The sequence below is a fragment of the Flavilitoribacter nigricans DSM 23189 = NBRC 102662 genome, from assembly GCF_002646595.1.
Classification (GTDB): Bacteria; Bacteroidota; Bacteroidia; order Chitinophagales; family Saprospiraceae; genus Flavilitoribacter; species Flavilitoribacter nigricans.
On sequence record NZ_PDUD01000017.1, the window covers coordinates 277,911 to 297,532 of the forward strand.

The 19,622-nt window shown below is 51.1% G+C and carries 17 protein-coding genes; 6 read left to right on the plus strand and 11 right to left on the minus strand.

Going from position 1 to position 19,622, the window contains the following annotated elements:
- The first annotated feature begins 92 nt into the window (after positions 1 to 92).
- Positions 93 to 1,364: a replication-associated recombination protein A gene (locus tag CRP01_RS10290; protein WP_099149939.1), complete on the plus strand. Its 1,272-nt coding sequence runs from the start codon at positions 93 to 95 to the stop codon at positions 1,362 to 1,364.
- Between the two features lie 89 nt (positions 1,365 to 1,453).
- Here the strand turns inward: CRP01_RS10290 and CRP01_RS10295 are convergent, their stop codons facing one another.
- Entirely contained in the window at positions 1,454 to 2,299 is an 846-nt protein-coding gene (locus CRP01_RS10295; RefSeq protein WP_170110310.1) for a glucosaminidase domain-containing protein, read from the minus strand.
- Positions 2,300 to 2,438: 139 nt separating this feature from the next.
- Here CRP01_RS10295 and CRP01_RS10300 point away from each other — a divergent pair, with 139 nt between their 5' ends.
- Both CRP01_RS10300 and rfaD read left to right on the plus strand, forming a co-directional pair.
- Complete coding sequence (locus CRP01_RS10300; RefSeq protein WP_099149941.1) at positions 2,439 to 3,161, plus strand: S24 family peptidase; 723 nt, start codon at positions 2,439 to 2,441, stop codon at positions 3,159 to 3,161.
- Between the two features lie 106 nt (positions 3,162 to 3,267).
- A complete protein-coding gene (gene rfaD / locus CRP01_RS10305; RefSeq protein ID WP_099149942.1) occupies positions 3,268 to 4,233 on the plus strand; it encodes an ADP-glyceromanno-heptose 6-epimerase in 966 nt (321 codons plus the stop codon).
- 122 nt (positions 4,234 to 4,355) lie between these two features.
- Here rfaD and CRP01_RS10310 read toward each other — a convergent pair whose 3' ends face one another.
- The 5 genes from CRP01_RS10310 to CRP01_RS10330 form a co-directional block, all read right to left on the minus strand.
- Entirely contained in the window at positions 4,356 to 4,802 is a 447-nt protein-coding gene (locus CRP01_RS10310) for a DUF4348 domain-containing protein (protein WP_099149943.1), read from the minus strand.
- Positions 4,799 to 5,485, minus strand: coding sequence for a uroporphyrinogen-III synthase (locus CRP01_RS10315; protein WP_170110311.1), 687 nt, complete (start codon positions 5,483 to 5,485; stop codon positions 4,799 to 4,801). Before CRP01_RS10315 ends, CRP01_RS10310 begins: the two co-directional genes overlap by 4 nt.
- 138 nt (positions 5,486 to 5,623) lie before the next feature.
- Positions 5,624 to 6,601: an NYN domain-containing protein gene (locus CRP01_RS10320; RefSeq protein ID WP_099149945.1), complete on the minus strand. Its 978-nt coding sequence runs from the start codon at positions 6,599 to 6,601 to the stop codon at positions 5,624 to 5,626.
- A gap of 495 nt (positions 6,602 to 7,096) precedes the next feature.
- On the minus strand, positions 7,097 to 7,990 hold the full coding sequence (gene hemC, locus CRP01_RS10325; protein WP_099149946.1) for a hydroxymethylbilane synthase: 894 nt from the start codon (positions 7,988 to 7,990) through the stop codon (positions 7,097 to 7,099).
- 396 nt (positions 7,991 to 8,386) lie between these two features.
- Entirely contained in the window at positions 8,387 to 9,517 is a 1,131-nt protein-coding gene (locus CRP01_RS10330; protein WP_099149947.1) for a hypothetical protein, read from the minus strand.
- A 573-nt stretch (positions 9,518 to 10,090) separates the two neighbouring features.
- On the opposite strand from CRP01_RS10330, the gene CRP01_RS10335 reads away from it, so the two are divergent.
- The gene (locus tag CRP01_RS10335) at positions 10,091 to 10,552 is read left to right on the plus strand and encodes a hypothetical protein (RefSeq protein WP_099149948.1); all 462 of its coding nucleotides are present in this window, start codon (positions 10,091 to 10,093) and stop codon (positions 10,550 to 10,552) included.
- A gap of 85 nt (positions 10,553 to 10,637) precedes the next feature.
- Here the strand turns inward: CRP01_RS10335 and CRP01_RS10340 are convergent, their stop codons facing one another.
- Positions 10,638 to 11,132, minus strand: coding sequence for a hypothetical protein (locus CRP01_RS10340; RefSeq protein ID WP_099149949.1), 495 nt, complete (start codon positions 11,130 to 11,132; stop codon positions 10,638 to 10,640).
- Between the two features lie 509 nt (positions 11,133 to 11,641).
- On the opposite strand from CRP01_RS10340, the gene CRP01_RS10345 reads away from it, so the two are divergent.
- Together CRP01_RS10345 and CRP01_RS10350 are read left to right on the plus strand one after the other, a co-directional pair.
- Positions 11,642 to 12,103, plus strand: a complete 462-nt coding sequence (locus tag CRP01_RS10345; protein WP_099149950.1) for a hypothetical protein — start codon at positions 11,642 to 11,644, stop codon at positions 12,101 to 12,103.
- Between the two features lie 133 nt (positions 12,104 to 12,236).
- Positions 12,237 to 12,716: a type VI secretion system tube protein Hcp gene (locus tag CRP01_RS10350; protein ID WP_143473347.1), complete on the plus strand. Its 480-nt coding sequence runs from the start codon at positions 12,237 to 12,239 to the stop codon at positions 12,714 to 12,716.
- Positions 12,717 to 12,740: 24 nt separating this feature from the next.
- Here the strand turns inward: CRP01_RS10350 and CRP01_RS10355 are convergent, their stop codons facing one another.
- From CRP01_RS10355 to CRP01_RS10370, 4 genes are all read right to left on the minus strand, one after another.
- Entirely contained in the window at positions 12,741 to 13,994 is a 1,254-nt protein-coding gene (locus CRP01_RS10355) for a DNA/RNA non-specific endonuclease (RefSeq protein WP_099149952.1), read from the minus strand.
- 177 nt (positions 13,995 to 14,171) lie between these two features.
- Positions 14,172 to 15,851 carry a tail fiber domain-containing protein gene (locus CRP01_RS10360; RefSeq protein WP_170110312.1) on the minus strand — a complete coding sequence of 560 codons (1,680 nt, stop codon included), beginning with the start codon at positions 15,849 to 15,851 and terminating at the stop codon, positions 14,172 to 14,174.
- Between the two features lie 230 nt (positions 15,852 to 16,081).
- Positions 16,082 to 17,005: a tRNA epoxyqueuosine(34) reductase QueG gene (gene queG, locus CRP01_RS10365; protein WP_099149954.1), complete on the minus strand. Its 924-nt coding sequence runs from the start codon at positions 17,003 to 17,005 to the stop codon at positions 16,082 to 16,084.
- 81 nt (positions 17,006 to 17,086) lie between these two features.
- Entirely contained in the window at positions 17,087 to 19,387 is a 2,301-nt protein-coding gene (locus CRP01_RS10370; protein WP_099149955.1) for an ATP-dependent helicase, read from the minus strand.
- Between the last annotated feature and the right edge of the window lie 235 nt (positions 19,388 to 19,622).

The window sequence follows — 19,622 nt, forward strand, 5'->3', positions numbered from 1 at the left end:
AGGTCGATGGAGGGTACTGGATTGTTCAATTTCGAGTTGTCCAAATATAAAACCATTTTTTTGAATTGCCAAAACAATCCAGATTAGATTATATGCGACCACTTGCCGAAAGAATGCGCCCCAAAAGTCTGGAAGAATACACCGGTCAGGCCCATCTGGTTGGTGAAAATGCCGTTCTGCGCCGGGCGATCGAGTCCGGCAATATCCCCTCTTTTATACTGTGGGGACCGCCCGGTGTGGGGAAAACAACGCTGGCCAAGATCATTGCCAATCAGTTAAAACGTCCCTTCCACAGTCTGAGCGCCATCAATTCCGGGGTCAAGGACGTACGCGATACCATCCAAAAGGCGAAAAGTCAGCGCTTTTTTGACCAGCCGAATCCGATCCTGTTTATCGATGAGATCCACCGTTTTAGTAAATCCCAGCAGGATTCGCTGCTGGGAGCCGTGGAAGAAGGCGTCATTACCCTGATCGGGGCCACTACCGAAAATCCTTCTTTTGAAGTGATCCCCGCCCTGCTTTCGCGCTGCCAGGTATACGTACTGCAGCACCTGAGCGCCGACGAACTCAAAAGTCTCGTCGACAAGGCTTTAAAGGAGGATGAATACCTGAATAAGAAGGAGATCAAGATCGAAAGTTACGATGCCCTGCTTCGCTTTTCGGGTGGCGACGGCCGCAAACTCTACAATGTGCTGGAACTGGTCACCAATTTCCAGAAGGAAGGAGAAACCCTGACCATTACCGATGGCTGGGTAGAAGAGATCATTCAGCAGAACATTGCCCATTACGATAAGGGAGGCGAGCACCATTACGATATCGCTTCGGCCTTTATCAAATCCATTCGCGGCAGTGATCCGAACGCGGCCCTCTACTGGCTGGCCCGCATGATCGAAGGCGGTGAGGATGCCAAGTTTATCGCCCGCCGAATCGTGATCTCCGCTTCGGAGGATATCGGCCTGGCCAATCCAAACGCGCTGCTGATGGCCATGACGGCTTTCCAGGCAGTACAAGCGGTGGGGTTCCCGGAAGCCCGCATCATTCTCGGGCAGGCAGTGGTCTATCTTGCGACCTCTCCGAAGAGCAATTCGGCCTATATGGGCATCAACTACGCCCAGGCCCTCGTCCGGAAGACGGGTGACCTGCCGGTGCCGCTACACCTGCGCAACGCACCGACGCAACTGATGAAAGATCTGAAGTACGGGGAGAAATACAAATATGCGCACGATTTTCCCGGCAATTTCGTCGATCAGGAGTTTTTGCCGGAAGAAGTGAAGGGCACCAAATTGTTTGAGCCGCAAAACAATCGCTCGGAGGCGGGAATTAAGGAACGGTTGAAACAGTGGTGGAAGAAATATGGGTATTGATTGATGATGCGATGATCTGATGATTCGATGATCGGTGATAGGATGATCTGATCATTACATAATTCAATGATCAGATCATCCTATCATCATCAAATCTCTTCTTCATCCAGCAAATACAACTGGTACCGCTGGATCACATCGATCAGTTTCTGATCGTATTCCGGATCATTGGAATAACCTGATTTTTTCAGTCCTTTCGCCCAGGCTTTGTAGTTAGAGCCTTCATCCAGCAGAGACTTAAATTCCCGCTGGATCAACAGGCTGTGGGCCCGCCAGTTTTCCCAGGCACTGTCAAACTGGTCACCGGCAAAGGCCGGGCCAAAGTGGTTGTGCTGGTTGACAGCCGCCGGACTCTGTCCGGCCATACTTTCCAGCATCCCCTGCGCCATTTTGATACTGGCGGGGATCGCGTATTTCCTCATTTCCACTATAGCTACCTTGCGAAAACGCTTGACGTATTCCCGGGCTACGTTGACGTCCAGTTCATCCGCACTGGCGACGCGCTGGGACACTTTGGTCGATTCGGAAAACGACAGCGGCTGCACCATGCTCAGGCGCTGCGTGGTAGGTACGGCAGCCCCACCGGTCTTTTCTGCTTCACCGAAAACGCCGGCCAGGGGTGCCTTCATATTAATGGAAAACTGGATGTCCTTTTTGGTCAAAATAAAGATGGCCAAAGCCGCCAGGCCCAACTTGAACCAGGGCAGACGCCACTGGATCTGCAGCCCGCCGGTAGCCCGGTGGACGGTGTAGCGAACGGCTACGAACAATTTGCACAGTCCGCGCCACAGATGACGCAGGATCATAGATAGATTGATCTCGGGGAACACGGGTTCTCCGTTCGCATGACGCATTTGCCGGTCGGCCTTGAAGCCTGGCTTCTGCTCGTAATTTTTACGGTTAATTTGGTAGTCGGTAGATCCTTTAGGCTTCATATCATCGTCATTTTGAGAAACTTTTTGTATCTTGTGGACCTTATTTGCAATGATTTGCATTCAAATCCGTTTGGTTTTCACAAATCTAAAACAAATAGTTTTTAATCACAAATTATTTTAACACAAATAATTGATTTTTATGGGCAATTTCTCCGATCATATTGTTAATCAGCGCTTTAATAAGATCTACCTGGAGCTTGAGAAATACAATCTGATCAAAGGAAAATCGGACATAGCCAAAAAACTAGGCACCTATAACCACGTAGTGAACAGTATTTTGAAGGGACAGCGGAACATTACGGTGGATCAACTCCACAAATTGTTTGAAATTTACAGTGTCAATGCCAACTACATTTTCGGGATCAGCGACGAAATGTTCCTCGAACCGCCCTCAGCCATCTTCGGAGACATTCCCACCCGGTCGATCGAAGAAAAACAAAGTGGCGGAAGGCAAAATATTACGCTGGTACCGGAACGGGCCCTGGCCGGTTACGCTCTGGAACACCAGGACCACGATTTTCTGGAAAACCTGCAGAAGTTCTCCATTCCCAATCTGGAAGGAGAAATGGTCGCTTTCGAGATCAACGGAGACAGTATGATGCCCACCATTACCAACGGTGATATTGTGGTTTGTGAGCAGGTAGATCGCGATACGCCCCTGCGGGACAATCACGTTTACATTGTGGTGACCGATACCGTAGTGGCCAAAAGGATCCAACAGATCCGGGACGGTGCGGACGTTTCCCGCCTGCGCCTGATCTCCGATAACAGCACGGTTTATAAACCCTACGAAGTGGACCTGGAAGAGATCCGTCAGTTGCTGAAGGTCAAGTGTCGTCTGACTTCCTATGCGATTGCCTGATCTGATGATCTGATTATTTGGGGAACCGATGATTTGATGATCTGATTATTTGATTTTTTGGTGAAAAATCCTATCATCGCAACATCAAATCATCAAACCATCCAACATGCTCGTAGTCACCGGAGCCGCCGGCTTCATCGGCAGTTGCCTCGTCCAGTACCTCAATGAACTCGGATTTGAAAATCTCATCCTCGTAGATGAATTCGACCATCCCGATAAATTTCCCAACCTGCAGGGCAAATCCTATCCCGAAAAGCTGCACCGGGATGACTTTCCCGATTGGCTACGTTCCAACGGGGCGGGCGTGGAAGTAGTTTTTCACATCGGCGCCCGTACCGACACCACCGAACAGGATGTGGCCATATTCGACCGGCTCAATCTCAATTATACCAAAGAGTTGTGGCAGATCTGCACCGAATTCGCCATTCCATTGATCTACGCCTCCAGTGCCGCTACCTACGGCGGCGGAGAACACGGCTACCGCGACGACCACGATATCCTCGACCAGTTGGAACCGCTCAATCCCTACGGTCGATCCAAAAATGATTTCGATATATGGGCGCTGGAGCAGGAATCCGCTCCGCCCTTCTGGGCCGGCTTGAAATTCTTCAATGTGTACGGTCCCAATGAATACCACAAGGGACGGATGGCCTCCGTTATTTTTCACACCATGCGACAGATCCGGGAAAGCGGCAAAATGCGGCTGTTCCGTTCCCACCGGCCGGATTACGCCGACGGACAGCAAAGCCGGGATTTTGTTTACGTCAAAGATGTGGTCAAGGTGTGCTACTGGCTGTACCGCAATACGCCCGAATCGGGACTGTATAATCTGGGTACCGGTCAGGCCCGCTCATTCTGGGACCTCGCGACGCTTACCTTCCAGGCCATGGACCTGGAACCCGATATCACCTTCGTCGATACCCCCGCGGACATCCGGGACAATTACCAGTATTTCACCGAAGCGGATATGAGCAAGTTGCGGGCAGCCGGCTATGCCGAAGAGTTTTATTCCCTGGAGGAAGGTATCTCGGATTATGTGCGGAATTATCTGGCGGAGGAGAAGGTTTGGTAGCTCATCGTAGATTCTACTCGCTTGCGATGCAGATAAAAGAGAAGTAAAGTCCATTTGCGGATCTTCGGTCGGTGATCGCTGATCCGCAAATGGCCCAGTTGTCCGGTAGATTAGGTCCTCCCCTACTGTCCCACCGAATTCAAACCCGCATAATAGATCAGGTACCAGCCGTCGTCGAACTCCGCAAAACGCCGCTCCATGGCGTAGGCACCGGTCTCGTGCCGGATATTTTCCTGGATAATAGTCTCCGAAAGCGGACGAAAGGATACGCGGAAATCGCTGTTCCCGGGGATCGGCCGGTGCAGTTTCCAATTCTCCATTTGCCAGCGAAAGCTGTTTTCCGCAATGGTCAGACTATCCGCTTTGTCCGGCAGCCCCTGCAGTGGGAATAAGATGTGTTCCATCTGGTAGAGGCTGTCCGTCAGGAAGCGTTCGTAAAATTCAGCAAAGCTTTCCGGCAGTTCCTCCGGCATTTGCATTTGTCCTTCCGCTGCATCAGCGTCGGAGGCAGACTGGCAGGCGGTCAGCAGGCCGGCGGCCAGTAAAAATATTACAACTACGTTTTTCATTTATCAGACTTTTCCCAGTGAAGTACGAGCTCGGCCATTGCCGCTTCGGAAGCCCGTTCGGCAATGCGGTAGTGCCGGATCCCCAGCCTATCCAGCGCTGCCGCTGTTGTATTCCCGATCGCTACGAAACGCCAGGTCCCATCGGGATTGCTCTCAACGAAGGCCTCGGCATTCAGCGGACTGGTCAGTACCACATAATCCGCCGGAGCGATCCGGGCATCTTCGATCTTTTCATTGCGGTATACGATGAGGTCCAGCATCTCCAGCCGGCCACTCAACAAACGCTGGATGGATTGCCTCGATTGTTCGGCGTGCGGAAAAAGCACCCGTTGTCCGCGCGCCCGTTCCAGAAAGGCAGTTGCCGTTTCCTCCGGCTCCCCGCTGCCGGTAAAGGCGGGAGTGATGCCCAATTCCCGCAGGCGCCGGGCGGTACCCTGCCCCAGGGCCGCGTATTGCGGGTAACGATGCGCCGGCAGGCCCAGACGGGTGAGGCCTTGCAAAAAAAAATCGGCCGACCGGGAACTGTAGCAGAATACCCAATCGGCCGGGGGGGAATGTAAAAAGTTTATAGCGCTGAACTGTACCAAAGACCGACCCGATACCGCAAATCCCTCCTGACTAAGCAACTGGAGGAAAGGGCTGTCCGAACGCAGGTCCCGGCTGATAAATACGCGCTTTGTCAATGATCCTTTCGTTATGATTAGCTATGCATCAGAAGACTCGATGGTATTACCGGATCCGAAGGATGGCATGGCCGCCCGGTGGTGGACGGTAGCCTTTCGGACCCCAAAACAATTTCTCAGTTTGTAAAGTGTAGAGTTCTATTCATCCTCAAGAATTTCGTCCTCCTCATCTTCCCAGATCAGACGTACGTTACGGGCTATTTGCTGACCTTCTTCGTTCATGCCTACCGTATATTCCACTTCGTCCCCTTCGCGCAGTTCACTGAATTCCCCGTCGATCACGCTTGTGTGGTGGAAAAATAGATTGTTAGGAGGGAATTTGATAAATCCGTAACCGTCTTTCAGACTGTGGATCTCTCCCAGTTTGAAATCTTCATCGTCAATATCTTCGTAGTCATCGTAATTGCTCCGCTCACGCTCCCGATCCCGATCCTCTTCGTAATTATTGTAACTCTTTTTGCCGTCCGTCTGCACGAAAAGATTGTTGATGATGCTGTCGTTCCGCGAAATGCGGTTGTCGATCAGCTGGTGCATAGCCACCGGATAGGTCACCTCTTCGAGCAGATCCTGGGAAGTGCGGGTCACCATGCGCTTGCCGGTATCGGTGGTGAACTCAAAATCCCAGCTCAGGACCATTACGCGGGTTCCCAGCGTATTGAGTTTGCGGATCAGCGGTACGTAGTCCCCGTCCGAAGAGATCAGGACCAGTACGTCAAATTCCTTGGTGATGCAGCGTTCAAAGGCCTCCAGGGCCAGCCAGACCTCGATCCCTTTCTCCTCTCTGCGACCGAAAGAGTTGCTTTTTAGAGGCAGGTAGTGTGTTGTTACACCGGCCGACATCAGAATGTCGTCGAAGACGCGATCCCAGTACAGGGTGTCTCCCCGCTGCCGGGCGTCGTAGGCATTCAGTCGTCCGCGGAAGTAGTGCGCATCCACGATCTGACTCAATCGGATATCTTCTCCTTCTTCCTGGGCAACCTGATGTCTGATAAATTCGTGTAAGCCGGAAATACTAAGTCTTCTCCGCCGGGGATGGTCATAATTGTAATAATTGCTAACGTGCAAAAAATAATTGCCGTCGTAAAATACCCCGATCTTTAACATCTTCTTCTGCATATGCTAGTTCGTATACATCTTGGATTGACCTGTGATCTTACAACGGGTTAAGGTCAACCGCTGGTTAACAATAAATTAATTGTAATCGGAATGATAAAATACAGTAACTCTTTAGGGGTTTCGGTACGAATGACGGATGTGTAAATGGGATGGTATGATTTTGGGGATAATTGGAGAACTTAAATATACGATAGTAAAAATGAGAGCTAAAAAAATTAAGGGATCTGGACTATAGGTATGTTCTGGAATTATAGTGATGTGCGTACCTAATTTACCTTACCACATCGTTTGTATTTCTTTTAAATTGGCTTCTTGATTATGCTTGATGTTAAATCTTCTATGTGTTTTGGGATTACAAATCTAAGCATTAAGTGCACTGTAACAAAAGAAAATTGAAAAAATTGCATAGGAATATATGGGAATAGTGGTGCGGGACCATTATTCCTACGGTGAAATACGCGACTAAAAAAATGGATGTAAACCCGGTGCCTTCGCTTATTCCAGTGCCTTCAAAACGGATTCCGCCAATTCGAAGGTCGTACTGGAAGACAGGTGGATGCGATTCACCGGAGCGTTCCATTCCGGGGCCTTGGCGGCCCAGACGTGGTAGTTTCCCTGCGGGTCCATTTCGCAATAAACGCCCAACGGCATGTGACAGCCGCCGCCGGCCAGTTGCAGTACTTTACGTTCGATATTGGTAGTTTCGGCGACGTCCGCCCGGTGGATCTTCTTCAGTACGCGTCGCACCGGCAGATCGTCCTTACGGGTCTGGAAAGCCAGTACGCCCTGCGCGGGAGCGGGTACGAATTCACGGGGATTGAAGCGCACGACCTGAAATCCATCCAGGTCAATCTCCAGGCGTTCAACCCCGGCGGTGGCCAGCATAATGGCGTCAAAATCGCCGCTCTTCAGCTTTTCCAGGCGTGTAGGTACGTTACCGCGAATATCCTTCAGGGTGATATCCGGCCGAAAATCCAGTAGTTGCGCTTTCCGGCGGGCGGAAGAAGTACCGACCACGGCTCCGGTTTTCAATCCGAAGAGCGCCCCGCTTTCCACCGAAGCCGGATTGATGATCAGACAATCAGCCGGGTTAGCCCGGTAGGAAACGGCGGTGAGCGCCAGCCCCTCGGGCTGCACGGTGGGCAGGTCCTTCATGGAATGCACGGCCATGTCCACCTCCTCCCGGAGCAGAGCATCTTCGATCTCTTTGGTGAAGAATCCTTTACCTTCTATCTTGTCGAAACTCAAATGCTGGATGGCATCTCCTTTCGTCTTGATGATGATGAGTTCGCTCTCGATCCCGAGGTCCTGCAACATACGCTGGGTGTAGTGTGCCTGCCAGAGTGCCAGTTTACTGCCCCTTGTACCTATCTTGATTGTCTTTTCCAAATGTTCTGAAATTTGCGGCAAAGATAAGGTCTAATCGGCAATCTTATCATCATCTTTCTGTAATATGTGCGGCGGGAATCGGCCGGAGGGAAAGAGAAAAGGGAAATGGATCTTGGAAAGTGGATGCTGGACCTAAATATTCCGCTGTATCCGCTCGCATGAAATGCAGTGCGCAGCAATTTTTCATCGCAAAGGCACTTAACGTTCAGGGCTACTTGTCGTCCGCACGGGGAAACTCAGCAATGTACCCGTGGGTAGGGTTCTCTGTGTTCTCGCGCCTTTGCGGTGTAATGAAATGAAACGCTTCTTTCAGCACTTCGGAGGGATGACGCTTAATTTATCATCCAACATCCACCTATAAAACACGACGCGGCGGCAGCGTGTTCGTTGCGCAGCCTACTTCCATTTTGATCCCAGCGGAATGGCGTAACCCAGTCGCCAGGAAGAAATACCCTCCGTCCCCAGGATGGACATGGCGTTGAGTTGGATATCCAGACGGCCACCGGCAGGGAAGTAGGTTCCCATTCCGAGACTAATGCCCGGGCTGGGCAGGATATCCCGCCCAATATCCAGAATGAAAGTCCCGCCGATACGCGTGAAGAATTTGATGCGGGCCGATTCGCTGAATACATAGTGCGCAGACATGTTGTAGGCCAGGCTCAGCGCCGGAGCGCTGATCGCGCCGGACTCCTGCCAGGGCACCCATTTGTAAGCTTCCAGGCTATTGTGCACCAACAGATTGCGGGAAAGGGACGGCTTGAAAGTCTCCACCTGACCGGCAATACCGACCATGGCAAAAACCTCGCGGACGACGATCTGCTCGTTCAGCGCGAGGTCGCCGTAGGTACGTCTGGCGATGATCGGACCGGAGAAAAATTCGATAAAGTAGCTGCGTTTCTTGTCTACTTTGTAGGAATTCTTCAGCGGCTGGTAATTCGGGTCCTGGCAGGAATTGTAATTATCGATCGTCTCCACGATATGTTTGCGGGAAAAAGGTACTTCCTGGATGAAACCGATCCGCTGGCGGCAGTCAAAGGTCAGGGCGTTGAGAATGCCCTGGTAATAGCTTTTGGTACCCGTGCCGTAGCCGGTTGGATCCTCCACATATTCGTACTCGCTCAACTGATGCAGTCTACCGTCTTTTCTGGCGTAAAAAACGAACTCGCTTTCCTCGATGTTGGTTTGGGACAGGTAGAGATCAATGGCACCCGCCGCTACCAGTTTGGCAAAGGTCCTTTCCTTGAACAGGATTTCTTCCCGGCGGTAGGAGGTCTGAATGGATTCGTAAGCGGACCCTTTATCGAAGCGGAAGCCGGAAATTTCGTTCGGGCTGTAAACTTCGTAGGCAGATCTGCCCATCGACTCTTTAAAATGTACCCGCTTCTTCAACTCTACTTCCGTGTCCTGAGCAATATACCCGGTGAGGACCTCTCCATTCAGCAGCGTTAATTCACCTTTCTGATACTGCGCGGAGAGGAAAAGCGGCAGCAAAAGGAGAACCTGAACCAGCAGGAGCATGTTTTTCATATGGAGTAGTTTTAAGAGCAGTCAGTGAAAGTACATCCAGTCAATTATAAATACGAATAAATTGTTCATCAAAGATTCACTTTTATAGAAGAATTTACTAAATGAGTAAAAATTTAAGTTGTCCAAATTTCTTAGAACGAAGGTCTTAAACTTTTTGCTCGCAATGCCGGCCCGGGTAACTGCCCGGTGTCGGGTACTTTTACCGATCTCAATTCATCCGCCAATGTTCTTCATACGCCCCCCTACCGGGACTGAAACGTCAGTAAAAAGCACTTACTGAAGGGCAATGGTGCGGCCGGATGCGTACTTAGAGCCTATCCAGAAAGCGTTTTTGATGTCGAAAATGACCAGGTTTGGGTTCTCACGAAGTCATTTTCGAGTTTCGTAGCAGCGCTACGGGAGGAGGAAATGACGAAATGAGGTTCCATAGATGGTTATTTTAAGATCAAAGGATGTTTTTTGGATAGGCTCTTAATCCCCCGATATTTGTAAATCATCACTTTATTGATGCGTACTTTAGGAACAATTACTAAAAAAACTAACTTTACGCATAGACCAAAAAACACAAAAGTTATGCCTAAGGAGCTAGAATCGCTGACAACAGAAGACCAGAAAGTACTGATGGATGCTGTACCTTATATCACTATTTTGGTAGCGGGAGCTGACGGAGACATCGACATGCGGGAAGTACACTGGAGCGAAAAACTCACGAAGATCCGGTCTTTTTCTTACGAAGAAGAGCTGCGCCCCTTTTACAAAAAGGTCGGTGAGCATTACGATGAGCGCCTGCACCAGTTGATGGATAACCTGCCTAAGGATACCGACAGTCGCAATCAGATCATTACGGAGGAACTGTCCAAACTCAATACCATTCTGCCTAAACTGGATCACTTTTACGCCCGGCTTTACTACCTGAGCCTGAAGAGCTTTGCGGATCACGTTGCCCACGCTTCGGGGGGCGTGATGGGTTGGTTAAGTGTCGGTTTTGAAGAGTATAAGGTCGTCGATCTGCACATGATCGATCCGGTAGAATAGGCCCTAAAAAGAATGTGGTGAGCCGCTGATCTCCCGATCGCGACTCACCACATATTCGAAAACCAATTGGCTATTCGCTATTTTTTTACAAACCGCCGCCCGGCAGTTGAAGCGTGATCTCGGTAGGCGTACAACGGGTGTAGCATACCTGCACGTTGTAGATCGGATGCGTGTAGCAAACAATGGTGGCATCCCATCCGGCGGGGCAACCGAATTCGTCACCGCCTTTGCTGCGGAATGGATTTCCCAGTCTTGAGAACTTACCGCTAGCGTCCATGATCATAAAGCCCTCCACTTTCACCTGACCGGTAGAGCTCTTCTCCGCGACCATAAATAATCTGCGGTTCTTCCGAAGGTCCGTAGCGATCACATTTTTTCCACTTTTCACATCGGCGATCTTTACCGTAGCAATACCGCGCTTGGCGTCGTATTTGCTGACGATACTTCCGATCAGGCTGTAAGCAGAATAAGGGGATACGGCCGCAGAAGCATCAGCCGATTCGGACAGGTGGAAAGCACTTGCGGTCAATCCGCCGAAAATCAGTAACAGGGTAGATAGAATTAAAAAAGACTTTTTCACGATAATGTGTTTTAGGGTTATAAGTGAATTTTCAGCTAAGTGTGTCGGCAAATTCCTTCCTGTACCCACATTCGGAGATTTTTTTTGAAAAAAATGATTTTACTGATCAGGCCAATAGTAATAACTCCTCTAAAAAGGCTGGTAATTATCCTATAATTTTTTGGCTGGCTGGTGCTATCGGTGCGATAGCTTTGCGAACTCGGCCCGTACCTCTTTACAGTTACGCCATTCAAATCGTACCTATAATGGCTTTTATATTGTCCTGTTCTTTCGATTTGAAAATGGGAGGATTGCGAACAATCAGGACCAATACCGGGCTTTCGGATCGGTTTGAAGAGGAAACCGGCGGGCAAGCAAACCGGCGAACTGGGTACATCACCTTGAGCCGTAACACATGATAGTACAATTCATTAGGTAGCGGACGATCGCATGCGCTTTACCGTGAGCAGCATTTCCTGACGGTAACACCATCATTCCAGCTACCGCTAAAACCCAAAAAACGAACCATCGTGAAAAAGCAATTAGGTATTTCGCTGGTACTGCTGTGTACCCTTTCCGTATTGACCGCCCAAACATCCTTACCGGATTATCTGAGCGTTCAGTCCGACCTGTTCCGCAGAAATAGCACTATGGATTGGGCGACGGCCCTGACGGCCCATGCCGATCCGGATGCGGGAAGCATATTGATCCGGACGGATAGCCTGCAAACCGGATATAATGAACTGGGCTATAATCCCCTTTCCGGCCAGAAGTTCTATCTGATCACGGAGCTGGAACACGAACAACTGCAGGTCGTCACATTTGCGCTGCAATACCAAAACGGGAAACTGGATCTGCTGGAATCGGCTCCAAACAGGCCGGGTAATTTACCGCCCGCCTCCTTCCAACATCCGGCTCTGCCTATACGTATAGCGCTCACTCCCGGCAGGACGCCACGGGCCGAAGCGATTTTACCCGAGTACGAATTTTGAAGACCGATCTGCCGGTGTGAAAATACAACCCCAGAAGAATTTGGCTTTTTTTTGGAAAGCTTGGGTACACATTTTTTCGCAGGGACACATGGAGGTGTAATTAAAATCTAATAACCCTTAAATTAATACTAAAGTGAAAAAGAATTTATTATTGACCCTGACGCTCTTACTGACTTTTACCGGACTGATGGCCCAAACCGCGTTCCGGCAAACCTCACAGGTGAAGCAGGAACCTTATCTGACCTACAAATTAAACGATGTAATTGTAACCGGTTTTTCCATTCAAAGTGGCCAGGCGGTAATTGACGCCACCAAACTTAAAGAAGGCTACAACCATATCGCCACCAATACACGCAGTTCCACCAAACTTATGTTAGCCTGCGCTACCGGAACTTACGGACCGATTATCAAAGGGCTGGTCGTGATGGATCGTTACGGGCGCATCACTCCGCTGGGAAATCCCTACGCCGGTAAAGGTGGTGACGGCTTCGGTTGCCCCGATGGCTGGGATCATAAAGTGATCTGCTACACGCATCCCACTTACAACTACCAGGTTTGCTATACGCGTTGTACCCCGACGTCCATTACCATGCAGTTGCCAGGTAACTTCTAGGATGGCTTTGGATCCGGACTGATCCTACTTGCCGTCTTCCATCAAACGGGCCTCCTCCTCTCGCTCAATGCGTATGGTAGGAGTCCCGTTCATATTTTGGACCACCCCCGTAAAACACACCTGCTGGTTCAGCCAATGTTTCTCCCCATCGAAAGGGAAATTTACCAGGTCCGCCTTCCGGATGTATACCGAAAATATCTGATTGGGATATTGTTTATCCAGGTTCAGCCAGAGATTCCCGCTGCGGCTGTAGCGGGAACTGACTACCTGCCCGCAGACATTGATCGTGTTGCCGGTACCCATATAAGCTTTGGCCTGAGCGGTATTGAAGTGCCCCGCCGCCAGCGAAGGCGCAAAGATCGGCTCTACATCCCCGGCACTCACTTCCGGGAACCAGGTCTGTTTATCCAGTTTGCTTTCCAGTAGCTGTTCAACTTTATCCGGTAGATTGGAAAAGAAATCAAAACCGGTTTGTTTCTCTACCTCGTCAATCGTGACCGCGTAGGTCTCCAGCGGATAAGCAAGTCGTTCATTGGGCATGAGGAAACCGATTCCCGTTTGGGCTTCCGCATCCAGTACTACCTTGTAAAAATAGCGGGGAATGCTCACACCGTTAACGCCCCTTTCGATCACGGGCAGGTCTTTTTCCAATATACCACCGGTGACAACGTACAACTGCCGGCCCGGATGCCGGAAGATGTACCCCCGGATCGTCGATTCCAGGTCCGCCCAGCCGACGCGATTGAAATCCGCCAACTGGGGTGCCATATTCGAATAAAAATAGGATTCCGAAAGGGCTGTCTCGGACCACCGGAAATCAGCCGACGGCGCCAGGTGGCCGCGGTCGTACCCGAAGCCATCGTACTGGGAAGAACCATCCGCCTGCGGAAACTTCAGAAAGTAGTCCGCTTCCACCGCCGTGCCGGAGCGGACCAGCGGATCTTCCCGAAAATCGTTGGTCCGGGTCACCTCCCCGTCTACGATATCCGGCAGGATGATGTGGGCCACCCAGGCGGCCTGTTCGTGGTCTTCCGAATACGCCAGGGCCATCGCCTGGTGCATGATATAATCCTCCCCGGGCAAACCGATAGCCCGCAGATCCCGCTGGATCCGGGATAATTTGAGGCCTTCTAACTGAGCTTTCAGCCGCTGCTCCTGCTCCTTTAGTTGTTGCAGTTCGTTTTCTACCCGGTCGATATGCTTTTCCAGGGGCTGTGCGTCCAGCCCGATTGGCAACAGCGTACCCAAAATCAGATAAAAGAGGATTCTCCTATACATTTTAGCTTAATTGGTTTTAATAAGCGGCGGGCTGATCGTTCTTTTCGCCCCCGTGCGGTAATTGTTCAGATGCCATCCGATCTTTTCAATCGAAATATATTTAGCCATTGGATGTGCCATTTCGTCGGCTTTAAAAACTGAACGACCCAGCTCCCGCTATGGTACTTTTCACCAGCTTTATTTACCGGTGAGCACCATCTTCCTGGTATCGACAATGCGGCCGTCCAGGATCAGATAGTAAAAATAGATCCCATCGGACAGGCTGTTGGCCTGCAGGCGGGTTTGCCCCGTTCCGCGATTATGGATCGTAAACTGTCGCACAACATTACCTCCGGCATCAGAGATCCTAAGTTCTGCCTTTTGAATCCCCTCCGGTATATAGTAAGCGATCAGACTGTCTTCCGAAAAGGGATTGGGCACGTTTTGCTTCAGATAAGGCAGTGCCTCCGGAGCAACGCCTTCCCGGTTACCGGTACTTTGATCGGCCGGTGCCGTTTGGCCGGAAAGGATCATTTGCTTTATGGCTTCCAGTTCCCGCTTCAGCCCGGCCACTTCATCTTCCAGGCGGTCAATCCGTTCGGTTTTGAGCTCCAGGTCTTCCCGTTGTTGTTGGAGCAGCGGCACAATGTAGGTGATCATTTTGTCGTAGCGCAGGCCATCGGGATAGCCCGTTTCGTCGTATTCTACGAGCGGAAAGAGCCCCCTATCGTGGAAATCTTCGGCGATGAAGCCGATCTCCTGACGATCCGGAGCCCAGGGACGTGTGTAAGTTTTAGGTTGCATCTCCAGCAAGGCGTTGAAATCTTCCTGCAGTTCCCGGATATTACGCTTATCCCGGCGCGAAGAATTATCGTAACCGATCTCGCCCGTAACATCATTGTACTGCATATTTCGAAAGTCGCCGATGTTGGATAGATTGGAAGCCAGAATAGGTCCCGTACCCCGTACGACCAGGCGATTGATCCCCCCACTGTTGCGAACCACAAAATCCGCGCCGCCGTACAGATCGATGGATCCGCCGGCATCCTGGAGACGGAGCTGGGGCGAGGCGGTGGTTTGCAAATGTAGCTTGCGCTGGGGGTTGGTGTTACCGATACCGACATTGCCGGCCGTACCGGTACTTCCTTTGATAAATAGCCTGGTCCCCCCTTCATCCTGGATCAGAAAGTCTGCACTGGCGTAAAGATCGAAATAGCCGAGAGGGTCGGCCAGTCGCAATTGTGCCGCGCTGGGATTGGTGAGCAGATGTAACTTGCGGAGCGGAGCACTGGTGCCGATACCGGTATTGCCTTCATTGTCACCTTCCCCATCAATGATGAACTGTAAGCCGTTTGCATTGAAGATCCTGAAATTCGTTGCACCGTCGAGATCGAAGTACCCGCTACCTCGGGACAGCCGGAGTTGGGGGTCAAAGTTGTTCTGTAAATTGGATTCCAGGTGCAGTAGTCTTTCGGGCGAAGTAGTACCCATACCGGTTCCGAAATCATTCATATACATTCGGGTGGAACTGCCGCGCATGAATCGAATAGCTCTACCGGACGATAAGGTAATATCGGCTACAGAAGATTGTAGATCGATCTCCTGACCGGAGAGACTGACCCGCGGCGCCTGGGACTGAATGAGTTCATTGGCTTTAAGAATGACATACTGTTCTGCATCCAGGTAGATATCTCCGCCATTCGTTTCATCATTCTGAATGAACAGATCACTACCGGTCCATTTCATAAACGCCTTTTCGGCCCCGCCTTCAATAAACCGGATCGCGGCGGTATCCATTTTCATTTGTTTTTGTGCAAAAAGCTGGTGATGACTCAGGCAGGCAATTGCCGATAAGAACAGGTAAAGAGTAGGTTTCATGTTAAAGAGGTTTTGGTGGATCGAAATTAAATTGGAGCTTATGGAAGTTTCCATACGGATGTACCGGCAGCGTTTCAAATGAAGCGCAAATTGGAGGTTGGGTTCCCCAATATCTTACCTGGTACTCTTGAAATTACGGAATCGTTTCCGGAGTCCCTAACAATTATCCACCTTTAGGGCACTGCCGGCGCGTTGTCACGAATGAACCAAATGAATGAGCGGTCGTAATATTACTCCCGCAAAAACGCGATATTCCGCTTCAATCCCGCGTATTTGGTTCGCTTCACCGCCGACCCACGGAAGACCTCCCGAAATACCTCTTCCGTTAGTTCGTACCACTCTTCTTTTGACATTTCCAGCAGATCGGGATGCGGTTCAAAAGCTTCTTCTTCGTGCGGTTTGGCAAAGCGATTCCAGGGGCAGACCTCCTGGCAGATATCACAACCGAACATCCAGTTCTCAAAACGGCCGCGGTATTCCTCCGGCAGCGCTTCCCGTAATTCAATCGTGAAATAGGAAATACATTTGCTACCATCCACCAGATAGCCCGCGGGAGCAATGGCGTCCGTCGGGCAGGCCTCTATGCAGCGCGTACAGGTTCCGCAATAGTCTTTGATGGGATGATCGTACACCAGATCCAGGTCCAGGATCAATTCTGCCAGGAAGTAGTAGGAACCGGCTTTGGGATGGATCAACAGGGTATTCCGGCCCACCCAACCGACGCCGCTGCGTTTGGCCCAGTCCCGCTCCAGTACCGGTGCCGAATCCACAAAACAACGACCGTCCACTTCCCCGATCTCCTCCCGGATAAAGTGCAAGAGATCTTTCAGCTTGTGTTTAATGACGTAGTGGTAATCCTTCCCGTAGGCGTATTTGGAGAGCTTCGGCGCTGCGGGATCCGACTGTTCCCGGTCGGTGTAATAATTGTACATCAGGGTGATCACCGATTTTGCGCCTTCCACCAGTTTGGTAGGATCCACCCGTTTCTCGAAGTGGTTCTCCATGTACTGCATCTTGCCGTTCATATCCGCCTGTAGCCACTGTTCCAGACGGGTGGCCTCCTCGTCCAGACGCTCCGCCCGGGCAATACCCACGAAGGCGAACCCAAGGCGGGCTGCTTCCTGACGGATGAGATGGGTGTGGCGGGTTTTCATAAATGGTCGACGGTTGGTGGTAGATGGTTGACGGTCGAAGGTAGACGGTGGACGGTAGAGCGGCCCGTCAACCGTCAACCGTCACAATATCTGCAGTTTGGCAAATTTCAACATGATGCGGCGCTGCGGGTTATCGACATCTTTGAAATGAATGGTCGCCACGCGATTGCCTTTTCCCCCGTCGACACTGATCACTTTTCCTTCGCCGAATTTGAGGTGCAGCACCCGCATGCCCGCTTCGATCGATTCGTGCGGACTGGGCTTAAACGTGCTCGGGTCCACTTTAACCTTGCTGGTCTCGGCGGAGCGGGGGCGGGAAAAATTCCCCTGGATACGGGCTCCCCCGTTGGACATCGAGCTCATTTCCGGCGATGCCGACCGTACACCGGCGGTGCTTTCCACGTGCTGGCGCGGGATCTCTTCCAGGAAACGACTCGGTTCATTGTACCGCATGGAGCCGTAGCGGTACCGGGCATTGGCGTAAGACAGGGTCAGGAACTGTTCCGCCCGCGTAACGGCTACGTAGAACAAGCGGCGTTCTTCGTCCAGCCCTTCGATGCTGTCCATCGACATATAGGACGGGAACAGCTTTTCTTCCAGGCCTACGACAAAAACCGATTTAAATTCCAACCCCTTGGCGGAGTGGACCGACATCAGGGTGATGTGATCCCCGTCGTTCTCATTGTTATCGAAGTCCGTCAGCAGAGCAATATTTTGCAGATAGCTGGCCAGTGATTTATCCGGAGGGGCCGTGCCTTCCGTACCGATCACATCAGTTGCTTCTTCCTCTACAAAAGCATTGATACCATCCAGGAGGGCATTGAGGTTTTCCAGGCGGCCCATCCCTTCCACGGTAGTATCGGATTTCAGCAGATCGATCAGGCCGGAACGCTTGGCAATGTAAATGGCCAGTTCGTAAGCATTGGCCGTGTCCGCCCGTTTGGCCGATTTGGTGATCATATCCACGAAATCCGCAATGGACTTTCCGGAACGGCCGCTGGCGCCAAATTCCGGAAGCGCATCCCACATACTGATCCCCTTACTGTTGGCCAGATTGGCAATCTTTTCGATGGTAGAATTACCGATGCCCCGTTTGGGGAAATTGATCACCCGCCGGAATGCTTCTTCGTCGCGCGGATTAACGATCAGTCGCAGGTAGGCGATCAGATCCTTTACTTCCTTGCGCTGGTAGAAGGATAAACCGCCGAATACGCGGTACGGGATACTCAGCCGGCGCAGGTGTTCTTCAAAGATCCTGGACTGCGAATTGGTCCGGTACAGAATGGCGATGTCGCTGTTGCTGAGATGGAAGCGATTCTTTTGCTCCATGATGGTGTCCGACACCCGTTTGCCTTCCTCGCTATCCGTCATGGCTTTGATGATCCGGATGCGCTGGCCTTCCCCTTTGTCCGACCAGATCCGTTTGGGGATCTGCCGGGCATTATAGGTGATCAGTTCATTGGCGGCCTGTACGATATGGTCGGTGGAACGATAGTTTTGTTCCAGCTTGAATACTTTGATCCCGTGTTTTTGGAAATCTTCCTCGAAATCGAGGATGTTTTGAATAGTGGCACCCCGGAAGGCGTAGATACTCTGGGCATCGTCCCCCACCACGCAGATATTGCGGTCACTACCCTCGTAATTTACCAGTTTGCGAACAATGGCGTACTGCAGGGTATTCGTATCCTGGAACTCATCCACCAGAATATATTTGAACTTCTTACGGTATTTCTCCAGCACATTGTCCGGGTTCTTCTGCAGTAGTTCGAACAGGCGGTACAGCAGATCATCAAAATCCATGGCCCCGGCCCGCTTGCAGCGCATAACGTATTTCTGGTAAATGGTTGCCAGATGGGGCACTTTGGCCATGCGGTCCTGCGCCCGGAATTCTTCGTTATCTGCGTACAGTTTCGGCGTGATCAGATTGCTCTTGGCGGAAGAGATCCGGGACCGGATACTGTTGGCATTATATACATTTTTATCCAGGTTCATCTCCTTGATGATGGTGGAGACGAGACTCTTGGTGTCATCGCTGTCGTAGATGGTAAAATTGGAAGGATATCCGATCTTCTCGGCTTCCACCCGCAGAATCCGGGCGAAAATGGAGTGAAAAGTACCGGCCCAGACCCGTTCGGCGCGGCTCCCTACTACTTTAGAGATCCGCTCCTTCATTTCCCGGGCCGCTTTGTTGGTAAAGGTCAGTGAAAGGATCTCCCAAGGAGCGGTCCCTTTCTCGATCAGATGGGCGATACGAAAGGTAAGGACCCTGGTCTTTCCCGAACCGGGTCCGGCAACCACCAATACCGGTCCGTCCGTATTGGTAACTGCCTGGCGTTGTACATCATTGAGTTGTTCTAAATAACTTCCGCCGGTAGTCGTCATGTGAATGGCTTTGTTTCTGGGCCGTCCGGCCGGTGCCGGAAAGCCGGTTTGCTAATTCCAGTTGCTCTATTTCTTTTCTTACTCCTGCTGATATCCTGTTGGGAAAAAAGCGAAACGAACAAAGCACAATTTTACGACTTCTTTGCTAGAATATGGAATGCGCTTCCCGGTTTTCGATGGCCGGACGCGGGATTTTGCTTTCCGGTCAGGGTCCAATTCAGAAAAACCGGGGCCT

Bases quoted from the DNA above. Each gene is read 5' to 3' on its own strand.
- CRP01_RS10290 (WP_099149939.1), top strand. From the start codon at position 93: ATGCGACCACTTGCCGAAAGAATGCGCCCCAAAAGTCTGGAAGAATAC.
- CRP01_RS10295 (WP_170110310.1), bottom strand. From the start codon at position 2,299: ATGAAGCCTAAAGGATCTACCGACTACCAAATTAACCGTAAAAATTAC.
- CRP01_RS10300 (WP_099149941.1), top strand. From the start codon at position 2,439: ATGGGCAATTTCTCCGATCATATTGTTAATCAGCGCTTTAATAAGATC.
- rfaD (WP_099149942.1), top strand. From the start codon at position 3,268: ATGCTCGTAGTCACCGGAGCCGCCGGCTTCATCGGCAGTTGCCTCGTC.
- CRP01_RS10310 (WP_099149943.1), bottom strand. From the start codon at position 4,802: ATGAAAAACGTAGTTGTAATATTTTTACTGGCCGCCGGCCTGCTGACC.
- CRP01_RS10320 (WP_099149945.1), bottom strand. From the start codon at position 6,601: ATGCAGAAGAAGATGTTAAAGATCGGGGTATTTTACGACGGCAATTAT.
- CRP01_RS10330 (WP_099149947.1), bottom strand. From the start codon at position 9,517: ATGAAAAACATGCTCCTGCTGGTTCAGGTTCTCCTTTTGCTGCCGCTT.
- CRP01_RS10335 (WP_099149948.1), top strand. From the start codon at position 10,091: ATGCCTAAGGAGCTAGAATCGCTGACAACAGAAGACCAGAAAGTACTG.
- CRP01_RS10355 (WP_099149952.1), bottom strand. From the start codon at position 13,994: ATGTATAGGAGAATCCTCTTTTATCTGATTTTGGGTACGCTGTTGCCA.
- CRP01_RS10360 (WP_170110312.1), bottom strand. From the start codon at position 15,851: ATGAAACCTACTCTTTACCTGTTCTTATCGGCAATTGCCTGCCTGAGT.
- queG (WP_099149954.1), bottom strand. From the start codon at position 17,005: ATGAAAACCCGCCACACCCATCTCATCCGTCAGGAAGCAGCCCGCCTT.
- CRP01_RS10370 (WP_099149955.1), bottom strand. From the start codon at position 19,387: ATGACGACTACCGGCGGAAGTTATTTAGAACAACTCAATGATGTACAA.